This window comes from Fervidibacillus halotolerans, assembly GCF_026547205.1.
GTDB lineage: Bacteria > Bacillota > Bacilli > Bacillales > Caldibacillaceae > Fervidibacillus > Fervidibacillus halotolerans.
Window position 1 is genome coordinate 2,469,728 of the sequence record NZ_CP106877.1, and the last position, 24,602, is coordinate 2,494,329.

The 24,602-nt window shown below is 40.1% G+C and carries 19 protein-coding genes; 3 read left to right on the top strand and 16 right to left on the bottom strand.

The window, feature by feature from the left end; all coding sequences use genetic code 11:
* The first annotated feature begins 131 nt into the window (after positions 1–131).
* Positions 132–656, top strand: a complete 525-nt coding sequence (locus OE105_RS11585; RefSeq protein ID WP_275420334.1) for a DUF2529 family protein — start codon at positions 132–134, stop codon at positions 654–656.
* A 231-nt stretch (positions 657–887) separates the two neighbouring features.
* Here the strand turns inward: OE105_RS11585 and OE105_RS11590 are convergent, their stop codons facing one another.
* The 11 genes from OE105_RS11590 to OE105_RS11640 all read right to left on the bottom strand — a co-directional run bounded on the left by OE105_RS11590 (position 888) and on the right by OE105_RS11640 (position 17,312).
* Entirely contained in the window at positions 888–2,495 is a 1,608-nt protein-coding gene (locus OE105_RS11590) for a CTP synthase (RefSeq protein WP_275420335.1), read from the bottom strand.
* Between the two features lie 272 nt (positions 2,496–2,767).
* Positions 2,768–3,364 carry a DNA-directed RNA polymerase subunit delta gene (gene rpoE, locus OE105_RS11595; protein ID WP_275420336.1) on the bottom strand — a complete coding sequence of 199 codons (597 nt, stop codon included), beginning with the start codon at positions 3,362–3,364 and terminating at the stop codon, positions 2,768–2,770.
* A 740-nt stretch (positions 3,365–4,104) separates the two neighbouring features.
* A complete protein-coding gene (icmF, locus tag OE105_RS11600; RefSeq protein ID WP_275420337.1) occupies positions 4,105–7,383 on the bottom strand; it encodes a fused isobutyryl-CoA mutase/GTPase IcmF in 3,279 nt (1,092 codons plus the stop codon).
* 40 nt (positions 7,384–7,423) lie between these two features.
* On the bottom strand, positions 7,424–8,056 hold the full coding sequence (locus OE105_RS11605) for a TetR/AcrR family transcriptional regulator (protein WP_275420338.1): 633 nt from the start codon (positions 8,054–8,056) through the stop codon (positions 7,424–7,426).
* A 56-nt stretch (positions 8,057–8,112) separates the two neighbouring features.
* On the bottom strand, positions 8,113–9,246 hold the full coding sequence (locus tag OE105_RS11610; protein WP_275420339.1) for an acyl-CoA dehydrogenase: 1,134 nt from the start codon (positions 9,244–9,246) through the stop codon (positions 8,113–8,115).
* 35 nt (positions 9,247–9,281) lie between these two features.
* Positions 9,282–10,382: an acyl-CoA dehydrogenase gene (locus tag OE105_RS11615; protein ID WP_275422178.1), complete on the bottom strand. Its 1,101-nt coding sequence runs from the start codon at positions 10,380–10,382 to the stop codon at positions 9,282–9,284.
* A gap of 71 nt (positions 10,383–10,453) precedes the next feature.
* The gene (locus tag OE105_RS11620) at positions 10,454–11,299 is read right to left on the bottom strand and encodes a 3-hydroxybutyryl-CoA dehydrogenase (protein ID WP_275420340.1); all 846 of its coding nucleotides are present in this window, start codon (positions 11,297–11,299) and stop codon (positions 10,454–10,456) included.
* A 58-nt stretch (positions 11,300–11,357) separates the two neighbouring features.
* Positions 11,358–12,545, bottom strand: coding sequence for an acetyl-CoA C-acetyltransferase (locus OE105_RS11625; RefSeq protein WP_275420341.1), 1,188 nt, complete (start codon positions 12,543–12,545; stop codon positions 11,358–11,360).
* A 311-nt stretch (positions 12,546–12,856) separates the two neighbouring features.
* Positions 12,857–14,962, bottom strand: coding sequence for a heterodisulfide reductase-related iron-sulfur binding cluster (locus OE105_RS11630; protein ID WP_275420342.1), 2,106 nt, complete (start codon positions 14,960–14,962; stop codon positions 12,857–12,859).
* Between the two features lie 245 nt (positions 14,963–15,207).
* On the bottom strand, positions 15,208–16,878 hold the full coding sequence (argS, locus tag OE105_RS11635) for an arginine--tRNA ligase (RefSeq protein WP_275420343.1): 1,671 nt from the start codon (positions 16,876–16,878) through the stop codon (positions 15,208–15,210).
* Complete coding sequence (locus OE105_RS11640; protein WP_275420344.1) at positions 16,875–17,312, bottom strand: YwiB family protein; 438 nt, start codon at positions 17,310–17,312, stop codon at positions 16,875–16,877. Before OE105_RS11640 ends, argS begins: the two co-directional genes overlap by 4 nt.
* A gap of 306 nt (positions 17,313–17,618) precedes the next feature.
* Between OE105_RS11640 and OE105_RS11645 the strand changes: the two genes are divergently transcribed.
* Positions 17,619–19,682, top strand: a complete 2,064-nt coding sequence (locus OE105_RS11645; protein ID WP_275420345.1) for a transglycosylase domain-containing protein — start codon at positions 17,619–17,621, stop codon at positions 19,680–19,682.
* Between the two features lie 140 nt (positions 19,683–19,822).
* Here the strand turns inward: OE105_RS11645 and OE105_RS11650 are convergent, their stop codons facing one another.
* The 5 genes from OE105_RS11650 to OE105_RS11670 form a co-directional block, all read right to left on the bottom strand.
* On the bottom strand, positions 19,823–20,347 hold the full coding sequence (locus OE105_RS11650) for a YwhD family protein (protein ID WP_275420346.1): 525 nt from the start codon (positions 20,345–20,347) through the stop codon (positions 19,823–19,825).
* Between the two features lie 110 nt (positions 20,348–20,457).
* Complete coding sequence (locus OE105_RS11655; RefSeq protein WP_275420347.1) at positions 20,458–21,138, bottom strand: site-2 protease family protein; 681 nt, start codon at positions 21,136–21,138, stop codon at positions 20,458–20,460.
* A gap of 130 nt (positions 21,139–21,268) precedes the next feature.
* Positions 21,269–21,778, bottom strand: coding sequence for a YwgA family protein (locus OE105_RS11660; protein ID WP_275420348.1), 510 nt, complete (start codon positions 21,776–21,778; stop codon positions 21,269–21,271).
* Between the two features lie 47 nt (positions 21,779–21,825).
* Positions 21,826–23,130 carry an HD domain-containing protein gene (locus OE105_RS11665; RefSeq protein WP_275420349.1) on the bottom strand — a complete coding sequence of 435 codons (1,305 nt, stop codon included), beginning with the start codon at positions 23,128–23,130 and terminating at the stop codon, positions 21,826–21,828.
* A 183-nt stretch (positions 23,131–23,313) separates the two neighbouring features.
* Positions 23,314–23,535, bottom strand: a complete 222-nt coding sequence (locus OE105_RS11670; RefSeq protein WP_275420350.1) for a YuzB family protein — start codon at positions 23,533–23,535, stop codon at positions 23,314–23,316.
* Positions 23,536–23,812: 277 nt separating this feature from the next.
* Here OE105_RS11670 and OE105_RS11675 point away from each other — a divergent pair, with 277 nt between their 5' ends.
* The gene (locus tag OE105_RS11675; RefSeq protein ID WP_275420351.1) at positions 23,813–24,520 is read left to right on the top strand and encodes an RsfA family transcriptional regulator; all 708 of its coding nucleotides are present in this window, start codon (positions 23,813–23,815) and stop codon (positions 24,518–24,520) included.
* Positions 24,521–24,602: the final 82 nt, after the last annotated feature.

A 24,602-nucleotide genomic window follows, 5' to 3' on the forward strand; every position in this document is an offset into this window, starting at 1 on the left:
AATGCGTACCTGTATTAAATTATTCGCTCTTTATTATGTAATCCCTTCTTAAAATTCAGACTATTTATGTCAATATGTCTTTTGTCAATTTCATTTCCTTTGTTACAATAGGAAAGAAAGGAGGAAATTCGTTGGAAAAAATATTTACGACCCAATTGATTGGAAAATTAAAGAAAATAGAACAAGAGGAACAAGACGCTGTTGAAGACGGTGCAAGGTTACTTTCACAAGCGCTCGTCGGTGACGGAAACGTATACATATATGCTCAACAAGAAATGACTGGTATTTTTCATGTGGCTGCTTTTGGGGAAGAACCGTTACAGCGGGTAAAATCGTTATCTAATGAAACGATCGATGAAATCTCCTCTTCTGATCGGGGAATTTTATTTTCTAAGACAGCGGATGATGAACAGTTGCTTCATATTGCTCGTATATTAAGAAAAAAGCACGTGCCCTTTGCCGTTGTTTGTTCCACTCATGAAAAGGAACATGAAATCGAAGACCTCGCTGACGTGCTTATTAACTTGCATATCGATCAAGGACTCGTCCCAACCTTTGATGGAAAAAGGGTCGGGTATCCCCATACGATCGCAGCCTTATTCGTGTATCACCATATGAAACTGTTAATCGATGAAATGTTGGAAGACTACGAATAATGGATGTTTCGTACGTTTAAACTTCGATTTTTAGTACAAATACCTCTACAAAAAAGACAGTACAGATCTAATTTTTTACCCATTGTAAGGGGTTAGAGGCCATTCAGCCTTCGATTCACTTTTCCTATATTTAAAATGAAATGGCTTTAGCCCCGTTGAATACAGGACTAAAGCCGCTTTAATAAATTCCACTACCTAGCCAAGGGGCAGGTTATTTTTTATTCAATCTTTTTATTCTTCATTTTTGTTCGTCAAGGATGCTTGGATAAAATCCCTAAATAAAGGATGGGCATGGGTTGGTCTCGATTTAAATTCGGGATGGAATTGGCAAGCAACAAACCACGGATGATCTTTCAATTCAATGATTTCTACTAAGCGATTATCCGGACTAAGGCCTGAGAAGACTAAACCCTTTTGTTCCATCATTTCCCGATATTCATTATTAAATTCATAACGGTGACGATGTCTTTCAAAAATAACCTTTTCCCCATAGGCTTTATAGGCTTTCGTTTCTTCTTTTAATTTACACGGATACAAACCGAGCCTTAAAGTGCCACCCATATCTTCCACGTCCTTTTGTTCCGGTAGCAGGTCGATAATCGGATGTTTTGTATCCGATACGATTTCAGAACTATGGGCATCTGGTAAATGTAATACGTTCCTAGCAAACTCGATAGATGCTAATTGCATTCCAAGGCAAATGCCGAGGAAAGGAACGTTATTTTCACGGGCATATTCGATCGCATTGATCTTACCTTCAATTCCTCTGTCGCCAAATCCGCCGGGTACAAGGATACCATCTGCTCCCTTTAACAAATTAACTGCATTTTCCCTCGTAACATGTTCCGCATTGATCCAGTCAATTTCAATATCCGAATCAAATACATATCCAGCATGTTTCAATGATTCCACAACGGAAATATAGGCATCTTGTAATTCCACATATTTTCCAACGAGAGCGATTTTTACCTTTTTGGACAAGTTCCGAACCTTGTTTACTAAATTTTCCCACTCGTTCATATCCGGTTCATGACTAACGATTTTCAGATGATTACATACGATCTCATCCAACCCTTGTTCTCGCATCGCAAGGGGAACTGCATATAAGGTGTCCGCATCCCGGGACTCGATTACCGCCTCCGATTCAATATCACAAAAGAGGGCAATCTTTTCCTTTAAATCTTGTGAAATTGACTTTTCTGTGCGAACGACGATTACATTCGGTTGAATTCCAAGACTTCTTAATTCCTTCACGCTATGTTGGGTCGGCTTTGTTTTCATTTCCCCTGCTGCTTTAATATAAGGAACGAGGGTACAATGAATATACATAACATTGGAACTGCCAACATCACTTTTCAACTGACGGATTGCTTCCAAAAATGGTAACGATTCGATATCTCCAACCGTACCACCGATTTCAGTAATAACCACATCTGCTCCCGTTTCCCTGCCAGCACGGAACACCCGATCTTTAATTTCATTCGTAATATGGGGAATCACTTGAACCGTTGCGCCTAAATAATCCCCCCGCCGTTCCTTTTTCAACACACTGGAATAAATCTTACCAGTTGTCACATTGGAATACTTATTTAAATTAATATCGATAAATCGTTCATAATGTCCTAAATCCAAATCCGTTTCTGCACCGTCATCGGTCACAAACACTTCCCCGTGCTGATATGGACTCATCGTCCCTGGATCCACATTAATATACGGATCAAATTTTTGAAGGGTTACGTTTAATCCACGGTTTTTCAACAGTCTACCTAATGATGCGGCAACGATTCCTTTTCCAAGGGAAGATACGACCCCACCTGTTACAAAAATATATTTTGTCATGAAAAATCCCTCCAATTATTCTTTCAAATTCCATAGTCAATCATTGGAATATTTAATGTACGAAATGAATGAAAACATCATCCGATCGCCAAATCGTTACCAAAAACGATCATCTGAAAAAGTGTAGTATTTTCAAAAAAATAAAAAATAAAAAAATAAAACTCCGCTTACAGATGTAAGGGAGCGTATTCGTTTCTTTTCATTATTTATAATTTTATTGAGCCCAAAAAGAATAATACAAGTTTCTTGAAAAAAAGTCAAGAAGAGAGTAATTATTCTCTTTTTCCTTTCGGATCATCTTCGAACTCATCATCTAATTCATCGCTTTCCCCATCGTCAACGAAATCTTCGTCGATCAATAAATCTTCGTCATCAATTAATTTATCATCTTCAAAATCATCATCGATTAGTTCATCATCTTCAAAATCGTCATCCTCTTCATCTAAATCTTTTTCTTCATCTTCATCGAGAAACTCATCCTCATCCAACTCTTCAAATTCATCGTCGAAGTCCAAACTTTCTTCATCCATTTCATCAATATCGTCCAAATCATCCACAGGTTTTGCCTTTTTCTTCTTAGGACGAACATTTGGTACAATTTCATCTTCAATTTTGTCCATCGGATACCAGGCTTTAATTCCCCAAGTGTTCGCACCAACATTCATAAAACGCCCATCAAAATTCAAATCCGTATAAAATTGGGCAATTTTTTCATTCATTTCTTCTTTAGATATGTTTTTTATGGCTACAATTTCATCTACCAATTGTGAAAAGGGAAGCGGTTGTTTTTTCTGTGATAAAATTTCATAAGCAATTTCAATTAAAGACAGCTCTTGCAATTGTTCTAAAGATAATTGTTCCAAACTCACTTTCGCACGTCCTTTCTGTTTTTCGAAAACAGTATACTAATTTTATGAGTCCTTAGCAAATCGATTGATGAGCTTTAATCTTTACCGTTTGGATACTAACCATTATAAACAATACCAGTCACTTTATGCCAGTCTGTTGTACAATTTTGTACATCATTATTTTATTGTATACAAATCATTCTCATCGACCCCGTTGTTTCCAAACTTTAATCGCACGGTATAAAAAAAATATTGATAAGAGAAGGAAAGGAATGGCTCCTAGCTGAATGTTGTAAAAGTAAGTGATGATGAAAAAGGACAATAATACGATTCCAATGATGAATAAAATCTTTAAAATAACGATCACTTCCCTTACTAGGAATATAGCCTACTTGCAATATATAATAGTACACATTTCATGACAATACATATTTTTCGACCTTCATCAAAGGCGATCTTTATGAACCGGCCGTCGCCCTTTGACGAGTAAAATGAAAACGTAGAAAAGGTAGGTTGTTTTACTGATACTGTAGAGTTCTAATATTATTATAACAAAAAGGGACTGTCCAACCAGTCCCTAAGTTGATGAAATGCAAGGTGGAGGCGACCCGAGCGGCAACAGCACGAGCTGAAGACCCAGCAGACGAGCTTCCGAGATTAGGGGCCTTAGATCGTACCTGCGGAAAGCACCACAACCGAAATGAAATCAACCGAATTTCATGAATTGGGGCTGTGCTTCTTTGACAGCCCCTTGAAAGGATTTAAATATTTCTTCGATATTGTCCTCCAACTTCATACAGAGCTTTCGTAATCTGACCGAGGCTTGCTACTTTGACGGTTTCCATCAATTCTTCAAAAATATTTCCTCCACTTTCGGCTACTCGTTTCAATCTCTCTAACGCTTCCTCCGCCTTTCCTTCATTGTGTTTTTTAAATTGTTGTAAATTGCGAATTTGCGTTTCCTTTTCCTCTTTTGTCGCCCGTACCAGTTCCATATTATTGATTTCTTCTTCCTTCGGTGGATTCGGATTTAAAAACGTATTGACTCCGATAATCGGTAATTCACCGGAATGTTTTTTCATCTCATATTCCATCGATTCATCTTGTATTTTTCCTCGCTGATATTGATGCTCCATGGCACCAAGAACGCCTCCCCGGTCGTCCAAACGCTCGAATTCTTGTAAAACGGCCTCTTCTACTAAATCGGTTAACTCTTCGATAATAAACGATCCTTGCAACGGATTTTCATTTTTCGTTAAACCGAATTCTTTCGTAATGATCATTTGAATAGCCATCGCCCGACGAACCGATTCCTCTGTCGGGGTCGTAATCGCTTCATCGTATGCATTCGTATGCAATGAATTACAGTTATCATAAAGGGCTATAAGGGCTTGAAGGGTCGTTCGGATATCATTAAAGTCGATCTCTTGTGCATGGAGGGATCGGCCGGATGTTTGAATATGATATTTCAATTTTTGACTCCGTTCATTGGCTCCGTACTTTTCCTTCATGACAATTGCCCAAATTCTCCGTGCTACCCTTCCGATTACGGTATATTCTGGATCGAGACCGTTAGAAAAGAAGAATGATAGATTCGGTGCAAAGTCATCAATATCCATGCCCCGGCTTAAATAATATTCCACGTAAGTAAACCCATTGGCCAATGTAAAAGCGAGTTGGGTTATTGGATTGGCACCTGCTTCGGCAATATGATATCCAGATATGGATACGGAATAATAGTTTCGCACGTTCCAATCGATAAAATATTGTTGAATATCTCCCATCATCCGAAGGGCAAATTCGGTTGAAAAGATACATGTATTTTGTCCTTGATCTTCCTTTAATATATCGGCTTGAACCGTTCCCCGCACCGTTTGTAACGTGTATGCCTTCACTCGTTCATATTCCTCTTCTGTAAGAGGTCTGCCTAAACTTTCCTCTTCAACTTCCACTTGTTGGTCAATGGCCGTGTTCATAAACATCGCTAAAATAATCGGTGCAGGACCGTTAATCGTCATCGATACGGACGTTTGAGGATGACATAAATCGAATCCCTTAAATAGTTTTTTCATGTCATCTAGCGTACATACACTTACTCCACTTTCTCCGATTTTCCCGTAAATATCCGGACGATAATCCGGGTCTTCTCCGTATAATGTTACCGAATCAAAGGCTGTACTCAATCGTTTAGCTTGGTCGTCCTTCGATAAATAATGAAAACGTCGGTTCGTTCGTTCCGGTGTTCCTTCCCCGGCGAATTGGCGCTTCGGATCTTCCCATTGGCGTTTAAACGGGAAAACACCTGCAGTGAAGGGAAAGGAACCCGGGACATTTTCCTTAAACACCCATCGGATAATTTCACCATAATCTTTATACTTTGGCATCGCCACCTTTGGAATCTCAAGGCCGGATAAACTTTTCGTGTATAAATCCGTGACGATTTCCTTGTCGCGAATTTTCGTGACGAATTGATCCTTCGAATACATTTCCTTCGTTTGTTCCCATCGCTGGATAATTTTTTTCGATTCGTCCGTCAATTTATTGTCAATTTCTTGCTTTAATGTTTCAAGGAATTTTAAAAGAACCCCATCCCCATCCTTTTCCTTCGCTAATTTTATCGCCCCATCAAGCTGGAATAATTGCCTTGCATAGTCGACTTGTTGTTCCACCTTCTTATGATATCCCCTTACCGTATCGGCAATTTCCCGCAAATAGTGCCGACGATTCGGCGGAATGATCGTATGACGTTTTTTCGTCTTTTCATATTTCGAAAGGGATGTTTTCCATTCAAATCCGCTTCGTTTATCCAATTTTTCCACCAGGGCAGCAAACAACGCATTCGTACCCGGATCATTAAATTGGTTAGCGATCGTTCCATATACAGGCATGTCTTCATAACGTTCATCGAAACGATTTCGGCTCCGTTGATATTGTTTTTGAACATGTCGCATTGCATCTTCCGAACCTTTTTTATCGAATTTATTTATAGCAATTAAATCGGCAAAATCAATCATATCGATTTTTTCTAATTGGGTAGGTGCTCCGAACTCACTCGTCATGACATATATGGAAACATCGCTAACTTGAACAATGTCCGCATCCCCTTGACCGATCCCGCTCGTCTCAACGATGATTAGATCAAAACCGGCAGCCTTCAAAACCGATAGGGCATCTTGAATTGCCAAGGATAGTTCGCTTCGAGAATGTCTCGTTGCTAGACTACGCATATATACCCGAGGTGAAAAAATCGCGTTCATTCGAATGCGGTCACCGAGTAATGCACCACCTGTTTTTTGCTTCGTCGGATCGATGGATAGGACGCCGATTTTCTTTTCTGGAAATTCGTTTAAAAACCTTCTTACGAGTTCGTCTGTTAATGAGCTTTTCCCCGCTCCACCCGTACCTGTAATTCCGACGATTGGAACCGATTTTTCGTTGTTTTTAATTTTTTCCAGCAGTTGCTCGCCACTAGCTGCAATTTCCAACAATGCACCATTGTGTCGATTTTCCACGATTTGTTCAGTTAACGTAATAAATTTGGCAATTGCCTGCATATCCCCTTGGAAAAGTTTCGGAAGTTCGGAAGTAAGATCATCAGTTACCGTAGGGAAATCGCAAGCTTCTAACATCACATTGATCATCCCTTGAAGCCCGAGTTCCCTTCCGTCATCCGGTGAAAAAATCCGTGAAATTCCATATGCTTCAAGTTCTTTAATTTCCCTCGGGATGATCACACCACCACCTCCTCCGAAGATTTTCACATGGCCTGCCCCCCTCTTTTGGAGCAAGTCATACATATATTTAAAAAACTCCATATGTCCCCCTTGATAGGAAGATACAGCAATTCCCTGTACATCTTCTTGAATAGCCGCTCGGACAATTTCTTCTACGGACCGATTGTGGCCGAGGTGAATGACTTCCGCTCCACTCGATTGGAGAATTCTTCGCATAATATTGATGGCCGCGTCATGTCCATCGTACAAGCTCGATGCAGTCACAAAGCGAATGTTATTTTTCGCCTTATAAATTTCATCCTTCACCCAAATCTCCCCCCTGTTCAAAAATAAAATACGTATCTTCCTATTTGGAAATTTGATCGATTCCATTGATCAAAAGATGAAATTGCCATTCCGTATATTTTTCCAATGTATAATGCTTTCGTAGCGCCCACCGTCGAAATCCCCACATTTGACCTTGGACGATAATGTTATGGGCGTATAGTCGAATTTGTTCATCAGAAACGACCGAGCCCTTTTGGTCAAAATATCGCCTTAATAAATCTTCGAAGACAGCCACCATTTCCAACTCTTTTTTTAAAACGACCGGCAACATTTCCCGTGGCAACGATTTAATCTCCTGATACATTACGAGCACTTCATCCTGCAATTCATCCATGATTTTGAAATATGCAGCAATCCCCTCTTTAATCGTTTCCTTTGTTACGTGTCGAAAATGGAGAGCCCTTTTAATCTTTTCCTGCACTTCGTCGTAAATTTGGTCGCAAACGAGATAGAGAATATCTTCCTTCGTTCGAATGTATTCGTAAAGCGTACCAATACTAAAACCCGATGCTTTTGCGATTTCTCTCGTCGTCGTTCGATGAAAACCCTTTTCCTTAAAAAGCGATATCGCTCCTTTGATCATCTGTTCCCGTCTTATTTGAATTAATCGTGTATCTTTTACCGAAGATGGTACCGTTTGTTTTTCACTCAAGGGACCACTCCTTTTTCTTAGGGATTTTTTCTGACGATTCCACTCCACTCATTCGATTACAACATTCTTGAGATTACGAGGCGTTGGATTTCTTGTGTTCCTTCGTAGATTTGTGTAATTTTCGCATCTCGCATAAAACGCTCGACCGGGTATTCCTTCGTATATCCGTATCCACCGAAAATTTGTACTGCTTCCGTCGTTACTTTCATCGCCGTATCGCCTGCGAATAATTTTGCCATTGCCGATGCTTTTCCGTATGATTTTCCTTCTGATTCCAACCATGCAGCTTGGTACGTTAATAGTCTCGATGCTTCAATATTCGTCGCCATATCTGCCAATTTAAAGGAAATGCCTTGATTGGCCATGATCGGCTTTCCAAATTGATGGCGTTCCTTTGCATAGGAAAGGGCTGCATCAAAGGCACCTTGTGCGATTCCAACGGCTTGAGCTGCAATTCCGTTCCTTCCCCCATCCAATGTCATCATCGCGATTTTAAATCCTTGACCTTCTTCTCCAAGCAAATTTTCCTTTGGAACGATGCAGTCTTCAAATATAATTTCCGTCGTAGGCGAAGATCGAATCCCTAATTTTTTCTCTTTTTTCCCGGTTTTAAACCCAGGAAATCCACTTTCCAAAATAAATGCGCTCACTCCTTTATGTTTTAACGAAGGATCGGTTAAAGCGAAAACGATATAAATATCTGCTATTCCACCGTTTGTAATAAAGATTTTTGAACCGTTCAATACATAATGGTCCCCTTCTTTTCTTGCGGTCGTTTTCATAGCACCTGCATCGGATCCAGATTCAGGTTCCGTTAATCCGTAAGCCCCGATTTTCTCCCCTTTTGCCAACGGGGTTAAATATTTCCTTTTTTGCTCTTCCGTTCCGAATTTAAATATTGGCCAACTCGCTAGCGAAGTGTGGGCAGATAAAACAACACCTGTCGATGCATCGACTCGGGATAGTTCTTCTACCGCGATGGCATAGGCTAAATAATCACTTCCGATTCCTCCATATTCTTCAGGCCATGGGATACCCGTCAAACCTAACTCTGCCATTTGATCGAAAAGAGCACGATCAAACCGTTCCTCTTCATCTCTTATTGCAGCAGTGGGTGCCACCTCATTATTTGCGAAATCTCTTACCATTTTTCGTATCATTTCATGTTCTTCCGATAATTGAAATTGCATCGTTATTCCCCCTTTTCCCCATGTTTTTCACCATTTTATAAGTATTTACTAATGACGATTCGTTGGATTTCATTCGTTCCTTCATAAATTTCCGTCACTTTTGCATCACGGAAATATCTTTCCACCGGATAATCCTTCGTATATCCGTAACCACCGAAAATTTGTATCGCCTCCGTGACAACTTCCATAGCTGTTTGTGTCGAAAATAATTTCGCCATCGACGCTTCTTTACCGACCTTTCTTCCTTGCGTTCGTAATTGGGCTGCTCGATAGACGAGTAGTTTTGCTGCTTCGATTTTCGTCGCCATATCTGCCAATTTAAAGGATACGCCTTGATTGGAAATGATTGGTCTATCAAATTGGTGTCGACTTTTTGCATATTGAAGTGCCTGTTCATAAGCAGCTTCCGCAATTCCGAGGGCTTGGGCAGCAATTCCAATCCGACCGACATCTAAATTGGCCATGGCGATTTTAAACCCTTCTCCTTCCTCCCCAAGACGCTGGGTTTGGGGAATTCGCATATGATCGAAGGTTAATTGAACCGTTCGAGAGCCGTTTAACCCCATCTTTTTTTCATCTTTTCCGATGATCAGCCCCGGTGTGTTTTTCTCAACGATAAACGCTGTAATCCCTTTGTCCTTTCGTCGTTCATCCATCGTGGCAAAGACGATGTAGACGTCCGCTTCTCCTCCGTTCGTGATGAATACTTTACTCCCGTTAATGATGTATTCATTTCCTTCTTTATACGCTTTCGTCTTCAAGGCCGATGCATCGGAACCGGCGCTTTCCTCCGTTAAACAAAAGGCACCTAGATACTTACCGCTAGCCAATTTTGGAACGTAGGTTTCTTTTTGTTCTTCCGTTCCGAAATAGAATATTGGGTTCGTCCCGACGGATGTATGAACAGATAAAATCACACCGAGGGCTGCGCTGACTTTTGAAAGTTCGTGAATAGCGATGATGTATGATGTAAAATCCATACCTGCACCACCATATTTCGTCGGAATCGGAATGCCCATTAAGCCGAGGTCACCCATCTTCTTTAACAATTCCCGAGGGAAAATCCCCTGTTCCATCTTTTCCACAAACGGTGCCACTTCCTGTTCAGCAAAATCGCGAACCATTTTTCGAAGCATGTTTTGTTCATCGGTAAAGGTAAACAATTTCACTCCCCCTTATCGAACGCAATCATTCGCAGAACCCATTTTTACTCGTAAACGTAAAAGCCCCTTCCATTCTTTTTCCCGAGCCAACCGGCATTCACATATTTCCGAAGCAACGGACAAGGTCGATATTTATCATCGCCCAATCCTTGGTGGAGAATTTCCATAATGTATAAACATGTATCCAATCCGATAAAATCTGCTAGTTCCAGCGGTCCCATCGGATGGTTCATGCCGAGTTTCATAATTTCATCGATCGCTTCCTTCGTAGCAACCCCTTCTTGAAGGGCATATACCGCTTCGTTAATCATCGGCATAAGCACTCGATTCGAAATAAAGCCGGGAAAATCATTAACTTCGACAGGCACTTTTCCAATTTGTTCGGTAATCTTTTTCACCGTCAAATACGTTTCGTCGGAAGTGGCTAATCCGCGAATGATTTCCACGAGTTTCATAACGGGAACCGGATTCATAAAATGCATACCGATGACCTTTTCCGGTCGATTCGTAGCAGATGCTAATTCAGTTATGGGTAGAGAAGATGTATTCGTTGCTAAAATAGTCGTCTTCGGGGTAATTTTATCTAATTGTCGAAATATTTGTTTTTTCGTGTCCATTTTTTCAATCGCTGCTTCAATCACGAGATCCCGATCTTTCCCTTTGTGCAAATCCGTAGTTATTTCTATATTTTGAAGAGTTGTGTTCTCGTCTTGTTCGGTTATTTTCCCCTTTTCTCTTTGTCGTCTTACGTTTTCAACAATTCGATCGAACCCTTTTTCAACACGCGCTAAATCGATATCGTGTAAGACGACATGGAAACCTGCTTGGGCGCAAACTTGGGCGATTCCAGCCCCCATTTGCCCCGCTCCTACCACCATGATTTTTTCCATTTCCCTCTGTTCCTCCTTCGTAGTTCCATTGCCTTGAAATGAATGAACTTGGAATCAGCTATTGTTTCGGCACTTCGATGAGCATCGCATCCCCTTGACCGCCACCGCTACAAATGGCCGCAATGCCAAGTCCTCCACCCCTTCTTCGTAATTCATAAGCCAGCGTTAATAGAATCCTTGCCCCACTTGCTCCAATCGGATGTCCTAAAGCGACCGCCCCTCCATTTACATTAATTTTTTCTTCGTCTAAATGGGCGATTTGACTTGAGGCTAACGTAACCGCACTGAAGGCTTCATTAATTTCAAATAAGTCGATATCATCTACTTCTTTTCCCGTTTTCTTTAATAGTTTGTTGATGACTAAACCAGGCGTTTTTGGAAAATCCTTTGCTTCCACTGCAATGGTGGCGCTCGCAATAATTTTTGCCAGCGGTTTTCTTCCTTCCCGCTTCGCCCGCTCCTCATCCATTAAAACGAGGGCACAAGCACCATCATTTACACCGGGTGCATTTCCCGCGGTAATCGTTCCGTCTCGATCAAATGCAGGTTTTAAGGATGCTAGTTTTTCTAAAGATGTATCCCTTCTCGGTGCTTCATCATGAACAATCGTTTCTACTTTTCCCTTTTTCACCGGAACTTCCACCGGTACGATTTCTTCTGCTAACTTTCCAGCATCCATCGCTGCAATTGCACGCTGATGACTACGAAGGGCCCATTTGTCTTGTTTTTCACGGGAAATTTCCAATTCATCGGCTGTAGCATTTCCATAATTACCCATATGGACCCCTGAAAAGCTACAAGTGAGACCATCATAGATCATGGAATCGATGAGTTCCCCATGCCCCATTCGATAACCTTGTCTCGCCTTTTGTATGAAATAGGGAGCATTGGACATGGACTCCATACCTCCAGCAACGATCGTTTCCGCTTCTCTAGAGCGAATATACATATCCGCCATTGCGACGCTTCTTAAGCCAGATGCACATACTTTATTGATCGTTTCCGTCGTCGCGCTCCATGGAATACCGGCAAATCGGGATGCCTGCCTTGAAGGAAGTTGCCCTTGACCTCCTTGTAATACCGTACCCATGATGACATGTTCGACTTCATCAGGACGTACCTTCGCCCGTTGTAAAGCTTCCTTAATGGCTATACCTCCAAGTTCCGGTGCCTTTTTCCCACTTAAAACACCGTTTAATTTCCCAAAGGGTGTTCTTGCCCCTTCTAAAATGACCGTTTTCCCCATTTTTCTTCCCCCTTGTTTCTTAATTCATGTATATGAAGTAGATCTTCCCTGCCCGGTTTTCTTCAACCGAAAGGAAGATACTTGTTAACGCTTACAATTAAGTGAAAATCCCCTTTTCAATATGATCATTATGTTTATGTTGTCAAAGGTCTATGGCGACTGAACGCTCGCTCAATGTACCCGATTTCAGTTCGGGAGTGGGACAATGTTCGCCCCGCTCCCGTCTATGATTATCTTACAATAGGATTCTAAAAAAAGGAATGTATTTTTCAATTTTTTTGAATGTTTAAAAGGAACCCTTCTTTATTCCATTAGGAAACTTGCTTATCCGATTGTCCGCAAACGGCCTTTTCCAAAATTTCCGCAACATCGTATGTTCCTACCGTATCTTCCACTTCCTTCGCCTTCGTTCCATCCGATAGCATCGTCAAACAATATGGACAAGCCGTTCCAATTGTCGTCGGATTTACCTTTAACGCCTGTTCCGTACGGGCAACATTGATTCGATTCCCCGTATCTTCTTCCATCCACATTAAACCACCGCCGGCTCCACAACACATGGCCGTTTCCCGGTTCCGTTCCATTTCGACTAATTCCACCCCTTTGATCGCCTTTAATATTTCTCGGGGCGGATCATACACATCATTGTATCGACCTAAATAACAGGAATCGTGGAATGTAATCCGCTCATTCACTTCATAAATGGGCTTTAAACGACCTTCTTTTAAAAGTTGGAGTAATAACTCGGTATGATGGTAAACTTCCGCTTTTAAGCCAAATTCCGGATATTCATTTTTAAAAATATTATAAGCGTGGGGATCGATGGTAACGATTTTTTTCACACCGTACTTTTCGAACTCTTCAATATTTTTCACTGCCAACTCTTGGAATAAAAATTCATTGCCAAGACGTCTAGCCGTATCTCCAGAATTTTTCTCCCGATTTCCTAAAATAGCAAATTTCACCCCTGCTTCATTTAACAATCGTGCAAAGGAAAGGGCTATTTTTTGGCTTCGGTTATCGAAAGCACCCATGGAACTTACCCAGAATAAATATTCAAAATCCTCTCCCTTTTTCTTTAGCTCCTTAACAGTTGGGATGGATACGTCCTCCCGCAACGTACGCCAATTTTCCTTTTCCTTTCTGTTCAACCCCCACGGATTTCCTTGTCTTTCAATATTTTGCATGGCCCGCTGAGCATCCGGGTTCATTTTTCCTTCTGTCAATACGAGGTATCTACGTAAATCAATAATTTTATCCACATGTTCGTTCATCACCGGGCATTGGTCTTCACAATTCCGACATGTGGTACAGGCCCAAATTTCCTCCTCGGTAATCACATCTCCTATTAAACTTTTTTGATAGAGGAGAGATGCTGCAGATTCTTCTGCGCCTGCCTCCATTGCTTGCATCGCCAACTGGTTGCCCGTTGTTTTCGAAAATAGAAATTGGGGTACCCACGGTGATTTGGATGTGACCGCCGCACCGTAATTCGTTAAATGATCCCTCAGTTTTACGATTAAATCCATCGGCGACAACATTTTTCCTGTTCCAGTTGCCGGGCACATATTCGTACAACGACCACATTCGACACAGGCGTATAAATCGATCAACTGGAGTTGGGTAAAGTCCTCGATTTTTCCAACGCCAAAGGTTTCCTTCGATTCATCTTCAAAATCGATGCTTCTCAATTTACCCGGTTTTTCCAAACGGTTTAAAAATACATTGACCGGTGCTGCGATTAAATGGGCGTGCTTCGATTGTGGGACGTAGACTAAAAAGATGAGCAATACGAGCAGATGGATCCACCAGGCGATATAAAACAGAACGGACGCTGCAAAGGGACTGACCCAGGAAAAGAGATAGGCAATCGATGAGGCGATCGGTTCCGACCATGTGAAGTCATGACCGTGCCAAAGGATTCCCATACCGTTTCCGAAAAGGACAGACAACATTAAAGTTCCGATAAAAATAAGGACGAGACCATTTTTCAACCCTCGTTTCAATCGGACGAGCTTTTCTATATACCGTCGATAAAACGCCCAGACGACCGCGACTAAAATGATAAACGTAACGATTTCTTGGAAAAATGTAAACCAAGCATACATAGAGCCAAAGGGCAAATGGGAGCCTGGCTTAATCCCTTTCCAAATAAAATCGATCGCTCCGAATTGAACGAGAATGAAGCCGTAAAAAAACATGACGTGAATCGTACCGCTTTTTTTATCTTTCAACAGTTTTTTTTGTCCAAATACATTTACCCATATTTTTTGGAACCGTTCTTTAAATTTCCGATCGAATTCTTCCCTTTGTCCTAGTTTAATATAAGTGATTCTTGTTTTAACGACATAGAGGAATAGCCAAACCGCATAAATTGTTACAAGTGCGGCAGCGATCCCGTTCACCCATAGAAACATTATCCCGCATCCCCCTTTAGTTGTTTTTCTTTTTCTACCCCTTTTCAACATAAAACGTACATGTTACCCCTATTATACAATAATGAATGAACATTCAGTCAATGTTTTTGCAAAAAATATTTATTCTTTCTTCGACAAATTTATCACTTCTCTCCTCTAAATCTTTTTTCACGAGAGATTATCTTCATTTGAATAAAAAAAAGAGAATGAAAGGAAATCTTCATCCCTTCATTCTCCATTTCGTTTTACATTTTTTCCGGAGCTTCAACACCTACAAGGGAAAGTGCATTTTTTAACGTGATTTGCGTTGCTTTGACAAGGGCTAATCGGGCCTTCGTAGCCTCTAAGTTATTTTCATCCAACACTTTCACTGCATTATAGAAGCTGTGAAAAGCACTCGATAGGTCATGAATGTAATTTGTAATCCGGTTCGGTGCCCGTTTTTCTGCTGCTTCAATGACCGCTTGAGGAAACTCCCCTAATTTTTTCAATAAATCGTATTCCTTTGTTTCACAAATCGGGGAAAAATCCGTATCCGCGGAAATTTCAATCCCCTTTTCTTCACTTTGGCGTAAAATACTACAGCTTCTAGCATGGGCATACTGAGCATAGTATACCGGATTTTCATTCGACTTGGATACGGCTAAATCTAGATCAAAGTCGAGGTGCGTATCCGGATTTCTCATGGCAAAATGGTAACGTACGGCGTCTAACCCGACTTCCTCTACCAGTTCCCGCATCGTAACGGCCTTCCCTGTCCGTTTACTCATCTTCATTTTTTCGCCGTTTTTATAAAGCTGCACCATTTGTAAAATGATGACTTCTAAATCGTTCGGGTCAAACCCCATCGCTTCTAACCCGGCTTTCATACGGGTAATATATCCGTGGTGGTCTGCTCCCCAAATATTAATGACTTTCGAAAAGCCCCGTTCGAATTTATTTTTATGGTAGGCTAAATCAGGTGTCAAATACGTATACGAACCGTCTGATTTTACTAACACCCGATCCTTGTCATCACCGTATTGGGTCGAGCGCAACCAGACAGCCCCGTCCTTGTCGTAAATTTGTCCCTTATTTCGTAGGAATGATAAAACTTCCTCGATCTTTCCTTCTTCGTATAAAGACGTTTCACTATACCAAACATCAAATAGGACACGGAAATCTTCCAAATCCTTTTTTAATTTATCCATTTCGTATTTTAAACCGTAAGATCTGAAAAATTGATATCTTTCTTCTTCATCTTTATGGACGAGTTCATCTTTAAATTCCTCAGCCAGTCGCTTTCCGATTTGAACAATGTCTTCCCCGTAATATCCATCTTCCGGTAAGTCCTTTTCAATTCCTAAAGCTTGAAAATAACGGGCTTCCACCGATAAAGCGAGATTGTGAATTTGGTTGCCGGCATCGTTTATGTAATATTCCCGAGTCACATCAAATCCGGCCGCATCTAAAATGTTGCAAAGAGAATCCCCAACGGCAGCTCCCCGGGCGTGACCGAGATGCAAGTCACCGGTTGGATTGGCAGATACGAACTCAACTTGGATTTTTTCTCCCTTTCCATAATTTGAATGGCCGTATTTGCTACTTTCTTTTAAGATGGTCGGTATTAAGTCGGTTAAATAACGGTTATCCATAAAAAAATTGATGAATCCCGGTCCAGCAATTTCGATTTTTTCCACATACACCTTCTTTTGATCAAACTGTTGGACGATTCCTTCAGCGATTCTTCGCGGAGCATTTTTAGCAATTTTTGCTAACTGCATCGCTATATTTGTGGAATAATCGCCGTGAATCTTTTCCTTCGGTACTTCCAATATAATGTCAGGTATTTCATCAACACTAGCAAGTTTCGCCCGTTCGATAGCTTTTTGAATTTCATCCTTCAGTTGTTGTTGAATTGACGCAACGATGTTCATGGTAATTGTGCCTCCTTAAAAGTAAACGAAAGTTGATAATACCCTACTTCCATTTGTTCCATGAAAAATTGATAATTAATTTTTATTATACCTTGTTTAATTTTTTGATCCCAGTGAAATTTTAATGAATCGGTTACCGTTTGTAGTAAAAAGGTACCAACATTCGTTTGAAGGGAACCTCCGGACTTTCCTTCCCTTTGGAACGCCAATCTCATATTCACGGCACCCTTTCGTATAATTTGAAGCGTTTCTTTCTGATATTTAACGATTGTACGGACTGTTCCTTCTTCCTTTATTTCATCGTAAATTAAATAAGAGGTACTTCCTTTTTCATAAAATTTTCCAAAAAGAATAAGTTCCATATTCTCGATATTACCTTCTTGTTCCATACGAGTATGTAACGTAATTTTTACTGGAATTCCTAAATTTGACACATCCCCACATCCTTCTATTTTCAAAGGAAGCAGATATATACTCCTTTCCCCTTGTTCCGAACAATCTCTAATATTTCTATTTTGCTATATAAATTCAATAAAAACAAGGGGGGATGATGTGTTCGATTCGTATCATTTCTTCCTCCGACCGTGTATACGTTCAATAAACATTTTGGAAAAATATCTATTCCCACCCGCCTTTTTTCCCTTTTTTACCTTTCCTACGTTTAAGCTCGTATTCTTTTTCCCATAATTTTAAAAAGGTGTTGTCGTCACTTGTATAAAGGTATAAAGGAGGGGAATACTTTGGAACTTTCAATCAATGAACATTTGAAAAAAACGTGGAAATATATAAAAACGACCTCATTTATCGCTTCTTTATTAGTTATTGTTATTTTTTTCTTGATTACCGGAATATATACGACCGCCAAATTCTTTGGACCACCTCCCCTTGAAGTTCCACAAACGACCGTATACTATGCCAATGATGGGCAAATTATAGGTGAAACAAGTAACGGCCAAAAGCGCTATTGGGTCGATTTACAAGATATTTCTCCCCATTTAATCCGTGGGACAATTGCCATCGAAGACAAACGGTTTTATTCCCACATCGGGTTCGATATAAAGCGAATAATCGGAGCCCTCCTAGCCGATTTAAAAGCACTTGCGAAGGTACAAGGGGGAAGTACCATTACCCAACAATACGCGAGAAACTTATTTTTAAGTCATGAAAAAACATGGAAAAGAAAAATAAAAGAAGCGGTTTATACCGTCCGTTTGGAAACGAATTATTCGAAATCGGAAATTTTGGAGGGGTATTTAAATACGATCTATTACGGTCATGGGGTTTATGGGGTAGAGGCAGCGAGTCATTATTATTTTGGAAAAAGTGCAAAGGATTTGACGCTCGCGGAAGCAACGTTATTAGCTGGCATTCCAAAGGGACCTAGCCATTATTCTCCCTTTCTATCAATGGAAAATGCAAAAAAGAGGCAACAGCTTATCCTATCCGAAATGAAAAAAATTGGTTGGATTACGGAACATGAGGCGGAAATAGCAGCAAAGGAGGATATTCAATTAATCGGATTACAAACGGAGGCTCCTGAACCAATCGCCCCTTATTTCCAAGATGTGGTCCGATTCGAATTAAAAAATAAAATTGGACTCGATGACCGGACGATTGCTTTAGGTGGGTTAAAAGTTTATACGACGTTAGATCCACATATGCAAACAATTGCTGAACATACTTTTACGAATATTATCGCTAACGATTCGGACATTCAAGCCGCATTCATTGCGATGGACCCGGAAACCGGTTATGTGAAGGCCTTAATCGGTGGACGAGATTATCGAGAAAGTCCTTTTAATCGGGCAGTCCAAGCGAAAAGGCAACCGGGATCAACGATTAAACCGATTTTGTATTATGCTGCCTTGGAAAAGGGCTATACACCTTCCACCTTGTTAAGAAGTGAAAAAACAACCTTTCACTATGATGACGGAAGGAAGACGTACACCCCCCATAATTTTAATGACAATTATGCTGAAGGGGAAATTACACTAGCTCAAGCGTTAGCCTTATCGGACAATGTATACGCTGTAAAAACCCATCTATTTCTAGGGATGGATACATTAGCCGAATACGGTAAGAAATTCGGTATCACTTCAAAAATCGAAAAGGTGCCTTCCGCCGCCCTTGGAACGTCAAATGTTCGCCTCATTGAAATGGCGAACGCCTACAGTCATCTAGCGAATGGAGGAATGTCCGTCGAACCGGTTTTTATTACAAAAGTTGTCGATTATGAAGGGAATGTCATTTACGAAAACGAACAGGAAAATCAACGTGTGATGAATCCGGACGTGACCTTCGTTATAAATCATTTATTAACTGGTATTTTTGATCCCCGTCTAAACGGCTATGCATCGGTAACCGGTCAATCGATTATTCATCAATTATCCAACGTATATGCCGGAAAATCGGGAACGACGAATACGGACAGTTGGATGATCGGTTACACGCCGACACTCGTTGCGGCCGTTTGGACCGGTTACGATCAAGGTAAGCAAATTACAAAAACGATCGAAAAGCAATTTGCAAAACAAATATGGGCAACATTTATGGAGCAAGCACTCGAAAATGAACGTGTAGGGGAATTTAAACCGACTGAAGGGGTCATTGGCGTCAATATCGATCCGAAAAACGGATTGTTAGCAACGGAACATTGCCCGATCAAGCGGTACACTTATTTTTTAGAAGGAACCGAACCGAACGAATATTGTATCGAACACATTCCATGGGAAGAGGATGTACCAGAGACGACCGAGAATGAGAAAAAACCTTGGTATAAACGATTGTTCGACTGGTTTCGGTAATAAATATATGAAAGACAACTGAAATGCTCTGTCATTATTTTCACCAACTTGAACGATTAAGATGGGGAAATTCCGTTGGGAAATGGATAGAAATGGGAAAGCGCAAAGGTAAAGGACCTCTGCGCTTTTTATTTTCACGTTTATTCATTCGATGTACACTCTAAATCTTCGTGCAATTGTTTATTGGACCGTTCCCACATGTCTTTGCCCTCGGTTTGTAAAAATTCCGCTAATACACATTTCGATGATGGATCCATATGGGAAACGATGATATGGCCTTTTAATGATTTATCCATTCGATTTACATGCTCCGGTAAGGATTTGTAGCCCCTCCGTATACTTCGATCGACCGTTAATTCACAAGCGGTAACCCCGTGATAATAAGGACCCTCCTCATTCCGTTCGATCGTCACCCAAACGAGCCAATAAGGCTTTCCATTCGGTACTTCCTTTTTATCGGGTAAAAACTTAATTCCCTTCTCTACAGCACTTCTTGCATGCATTGCTCCGAAGTCAATAAAGGCCTTTTTCTCTTCCACATCGATAAAAACAGGAGTAACATTTTCCAAATTTAAAGTCCCCGCTCCAAAACTTTTATGGCCGTCCGTCGGATCATTTTTAATAATGGTGAACTGAACGGACTTATTTTTCTTTTTCTCTCCCATAGACGAACCATCCCTCCTTTTTTACCGCCATGTATCTTTTTTTAAGACCGTGATCAATGCCATTTCTTCCAAATCGTTCCAAGGATCTTCCTTCAACTTTTTCAAAGGATTTAACCTAAAAATAGGGATGCAAAAAAGTATTGAATATTTGTAAAGACAAATCCAATTCCATTTCGTAAAATCGGACCGATCGTCATTTCATAAAGGGGATCGATCAATACGAGCACTAAAAAGATAATCGTTCCATATGCTTCAAATTGGGTCATTTTCGCCCTGACGTCATTGGAAACTAAGTCTTCAATAATTCGATATCCATCTAAAGGAGGTAGTGGTAATAAATTAAATACAAAAAGAACGACGTTTAAAAAGGTGAACATGTAAAAAAAGTTATATAACATCGCCATTGCCATTCCATCCGAACCGATGGAAAGGATAAAAAACTGGAAAGCACCGCCAATCAAAGCCAAAAGCAAATTGCTCACCGGTCCTGCCAACGAAATAAGGACACCACCTAATCGGGGATTTGTTAGACGAAAGCGGTTAACCGGTACAGGCCGGGCCCATCCAAATCCTGCAATCAATAATAAAAGGGTTCCAATTGGGTCCAAATGTACAGCGGGATTTAATGTTAGGCGCCCTTCATTTTTTGCCGTTGGATCACCAAATTTATATGCGACATAAGCATGGGCGAATTCATGGACAGAAAAGGCGATCACAAGGGTGATAATAACATAAGGTAAATCTTCCAAATTAAAAGCTAGAAAGCTGAATAGTCTTTCAAAAAATTCCATCAGTGAACTCCTTTTTCATTTGAAATCTTAAAAAAATCCATTGGTACAAATCGCTCATTTCATTTTATCACGAATTGTAAACAACTTCATTTAAATTTTGTGGTTTGCACGGAAGTAATTAAGGAATGGATCAATGGGTAATCTCCCTTTTCAATTTATGAATAAATTGAAAAGCTTCCTCGATTTCTTCCTCCGTGTAATTTTGTTTTCTTTTAACTTTAGCAATTTTTTCGATAATATCATCCTTTGATAATGAATCAAAATACAATACAGTGGATACAAGTTCTAAAAATCGAGCACTTTGTTCATTCATATGAAGGAGGCAAGATTGCAATGCCGGATCGTTTTTAAACTGGACGGTTTTCAGAAACTCTTCCCCATTTTCTGTCAATCGATATCGATATTGGATATATCCCCCTTTTTTTTCTTTTTGTTCCATTAAAAAACCCATATTAATTAATTCTTCAATTTGCAACGTTAGTTCTTCAGAGTAGGGGCCATAAAAATGAAATTCAAATTTTTCTTGAAATGGAAAGGATAGTTTTTTTGCAATATAAATCATTTTTTGTAATTTTTTTCTACCGACCACCTCACCAGTTACTCGGATGGCACCTAATAGTTTCGCATGTTCTAATAACATGTAGATCACTCCTGGCTTCTTGCTTCATTCAATGGATCCGAATTTTTTCAAGTAATATGTAATAAATCGAAAATTTCTTTTCTCACCGATTCATCCATTTGTTTTTCCTTTAGGATGTCCATCGGAAAATACAATTTATGATCCGTCCTTCTTTTCCCACTAATCGCTTCAACAATCTCTGATTCCCTCGAAAGTTCACGAAGTTCTCCCCCGGGCATCAGTAAATGGATCGGGAGTCTTTCTTCTTCTTCACCCGGTCGGTAAAAATCATAAGGCAAATCGGAAGAAGAATCGATTACTAAATAATATTCTGGATTAATATTCGCCTGTTCAAATAGTTTAACGAGCGACATATATTTCTTATATTCATTATTTGACGGTTCGAATTCAATATATTTGAATAGATTACGATTTAAAAAACGGTGACATAAATCTCGTAAAATAGGGTCCTCTTCCTTTTGCCACACTTGGAAGTAATACAATACGACAGCTTCATCCAAATTGAGATGATCTTCTAACGTCAAGTTCCCTTCGAACAAGGAGTAAAAATGTTTCGGTTCGTGTTTAAATTGGTATTTTTGTTCGTATAATTCCTTTGCCCGCTGTAAAATTTTATTTAATATGACTTCTCCACTTCTTGTTACCGGATGAAAATACACTTGCCAATACATTTGATAGCGACTCATAATGTAGTCTTCCACTGCATGCATGCCACTATGTTTGATGACGACCTGATCTTCCCACGGGCGCATAAGGCGTAAAATTCGCTCCATATCAAAATGACCGTAGCTCACTCCGGTATAATATGCATCCCGTTGTAAATAATCCATCCGATCTGCATCGATTTGGCTAGATATTAAACTGACAACGACTTTATTCTCCGACGTTTTTGCAATCACTTCCGCAACCTTTTGTGGGAAATCTTCTTCAACAGCACGTAAAATTCCGTTCACTTCCGTATCCCCTAAAATAATCGCCTGTGTAAAATATTCATGATCGAATTGGAATACTTTTTCAAACGAATGGGAAAATGGGCCGTGTCCTAAATCATGAAGCAGTGCGGAGCAAAGGGCGAGCAGTCGATTCGATTCGTCCCATTCCGTTCTCCCTTTAAACACATCGTCGACGATTCTACGTACGATTTCATAAACACCGAGGGAATGGCTAAATCGACTATGTTCCGCTCCGTGAAACGTTAGGAAAGTCGTACCTAATTGTTTGATTCTCCTCAAACGTTGAAATTCTTTCGTCCCGATCAAATCCCAAATCACTTGATCGCGAACATGTATGTAACGATGTACGGGGTCCTTAAACACCTTTTCTTCACTAAGTTTTTTCGTGGAATAGGACATAATTTCCCCTCTTCCTTGATCATCTTGTATCCATTATATCGGTTTTCCCATCCCATTTCATTACAATGGAGGCAAATTTTCCTCCGTTTTTCTTCCCCTTTTTTCCATATAGGAACTTCATCGTCCACACTTTTCGATTAAAAAGGATAAAAAACGCCCCAATCCGATGAGGCGTCTTCCCATTTATTTCAAACGTCCTTTAATTTTTTCAATCAATTCTTCTTCTGTAAAAGCTGCAACGGGACGATTATTCACAAAAGCGAACGTTTTCTTACGTCCGGGTCCGCAGTAAGATTGGCAACCGATCTGAATCGTTGCTTCCGGATCCAATTTTTTCAGTTTAGGAATTAACGTTTTTAAATTCACTGCCTGGCAGTCATCGCAAACCCGAAATTCGTTTGCCATTTTTTTACAATCCCTTCCGTTTATTTTAAATGAACTATATCGTATTGTACAACCTGTCTAGGATGAAATCAAGAATATCCAATAGACGATCACGATCAGACCCGTTTTTAAATTCGAATTGATCGGAAAAAGAATAACAAAATGTTTTGATGTCGCCTGTTTTAAAAAATTTATAAAAACTATCATCCTTTTATCTCTTATCGTATAAATCACATAAAAGCTGTCCATGATAAAAATAAACCTATGAAAAATTCATAAAGAAATGGGAGTTGAGAAGATGAAAGTACGTCAAGATGCTTGGACCGAAGAAAATGACTTGCTTTTGGCAGAAACGGTTTTGCGGCATGTAAGGGAAGGTAGTACACAATTAAACGCCTTTGAGGAGGTGGGAGATAAACTAAATCGAACGAGTGCGGCTTGTGGTTTTCGGTGGAATGCAGTCGTTCGACATAAGTATGAAAAGGCCCTTCAATTGGCAAAAAAACAACGAAAACAGCGGCAACGACTATTAGGGAAGGATCATAGCGGGAAGAAAAAATTATTGTATCAGCCACCGATGCCATCACCGGAAGAATTGGAATTGACGACAGAGTTTTCAACAGATGGCAATCTACCTTCCGCTCAACATCAATTGGGAAAAAGCGATGAAAATTCGGCGAAAAAAGGACAAAAGTCGTCGATTACGTTACAAGATGTTATTCACTTTTTACAAAACTTCAATCATTCCAATTTACAAATGGAAGTATATAAAACAGAGAATGAAAGATTAAAAAAAGAAATTCAAGAATTGGAAAAGAAAAATAAGGAGTTAGAAAAGAAGGTGGCTGAATTAGAAGAAAATTCTACGACGATGCAAGAGGATTATGAAACGTTAGTGAAAATTTTAAATCGTGCTAGAAAATTTGTATTACTGGAAGATGAGGATAAACCAACGACAAAATTTAAAATGGACCGAAACGGAAATTTGGAAAAATTGGCGGAATAACCCACCCCCCTTTGGAAAAAGGGGAAAGAAAGACGAACAACCATAACCGTACGGATATCAGTGAAAAAAGGTCGGTACAAAT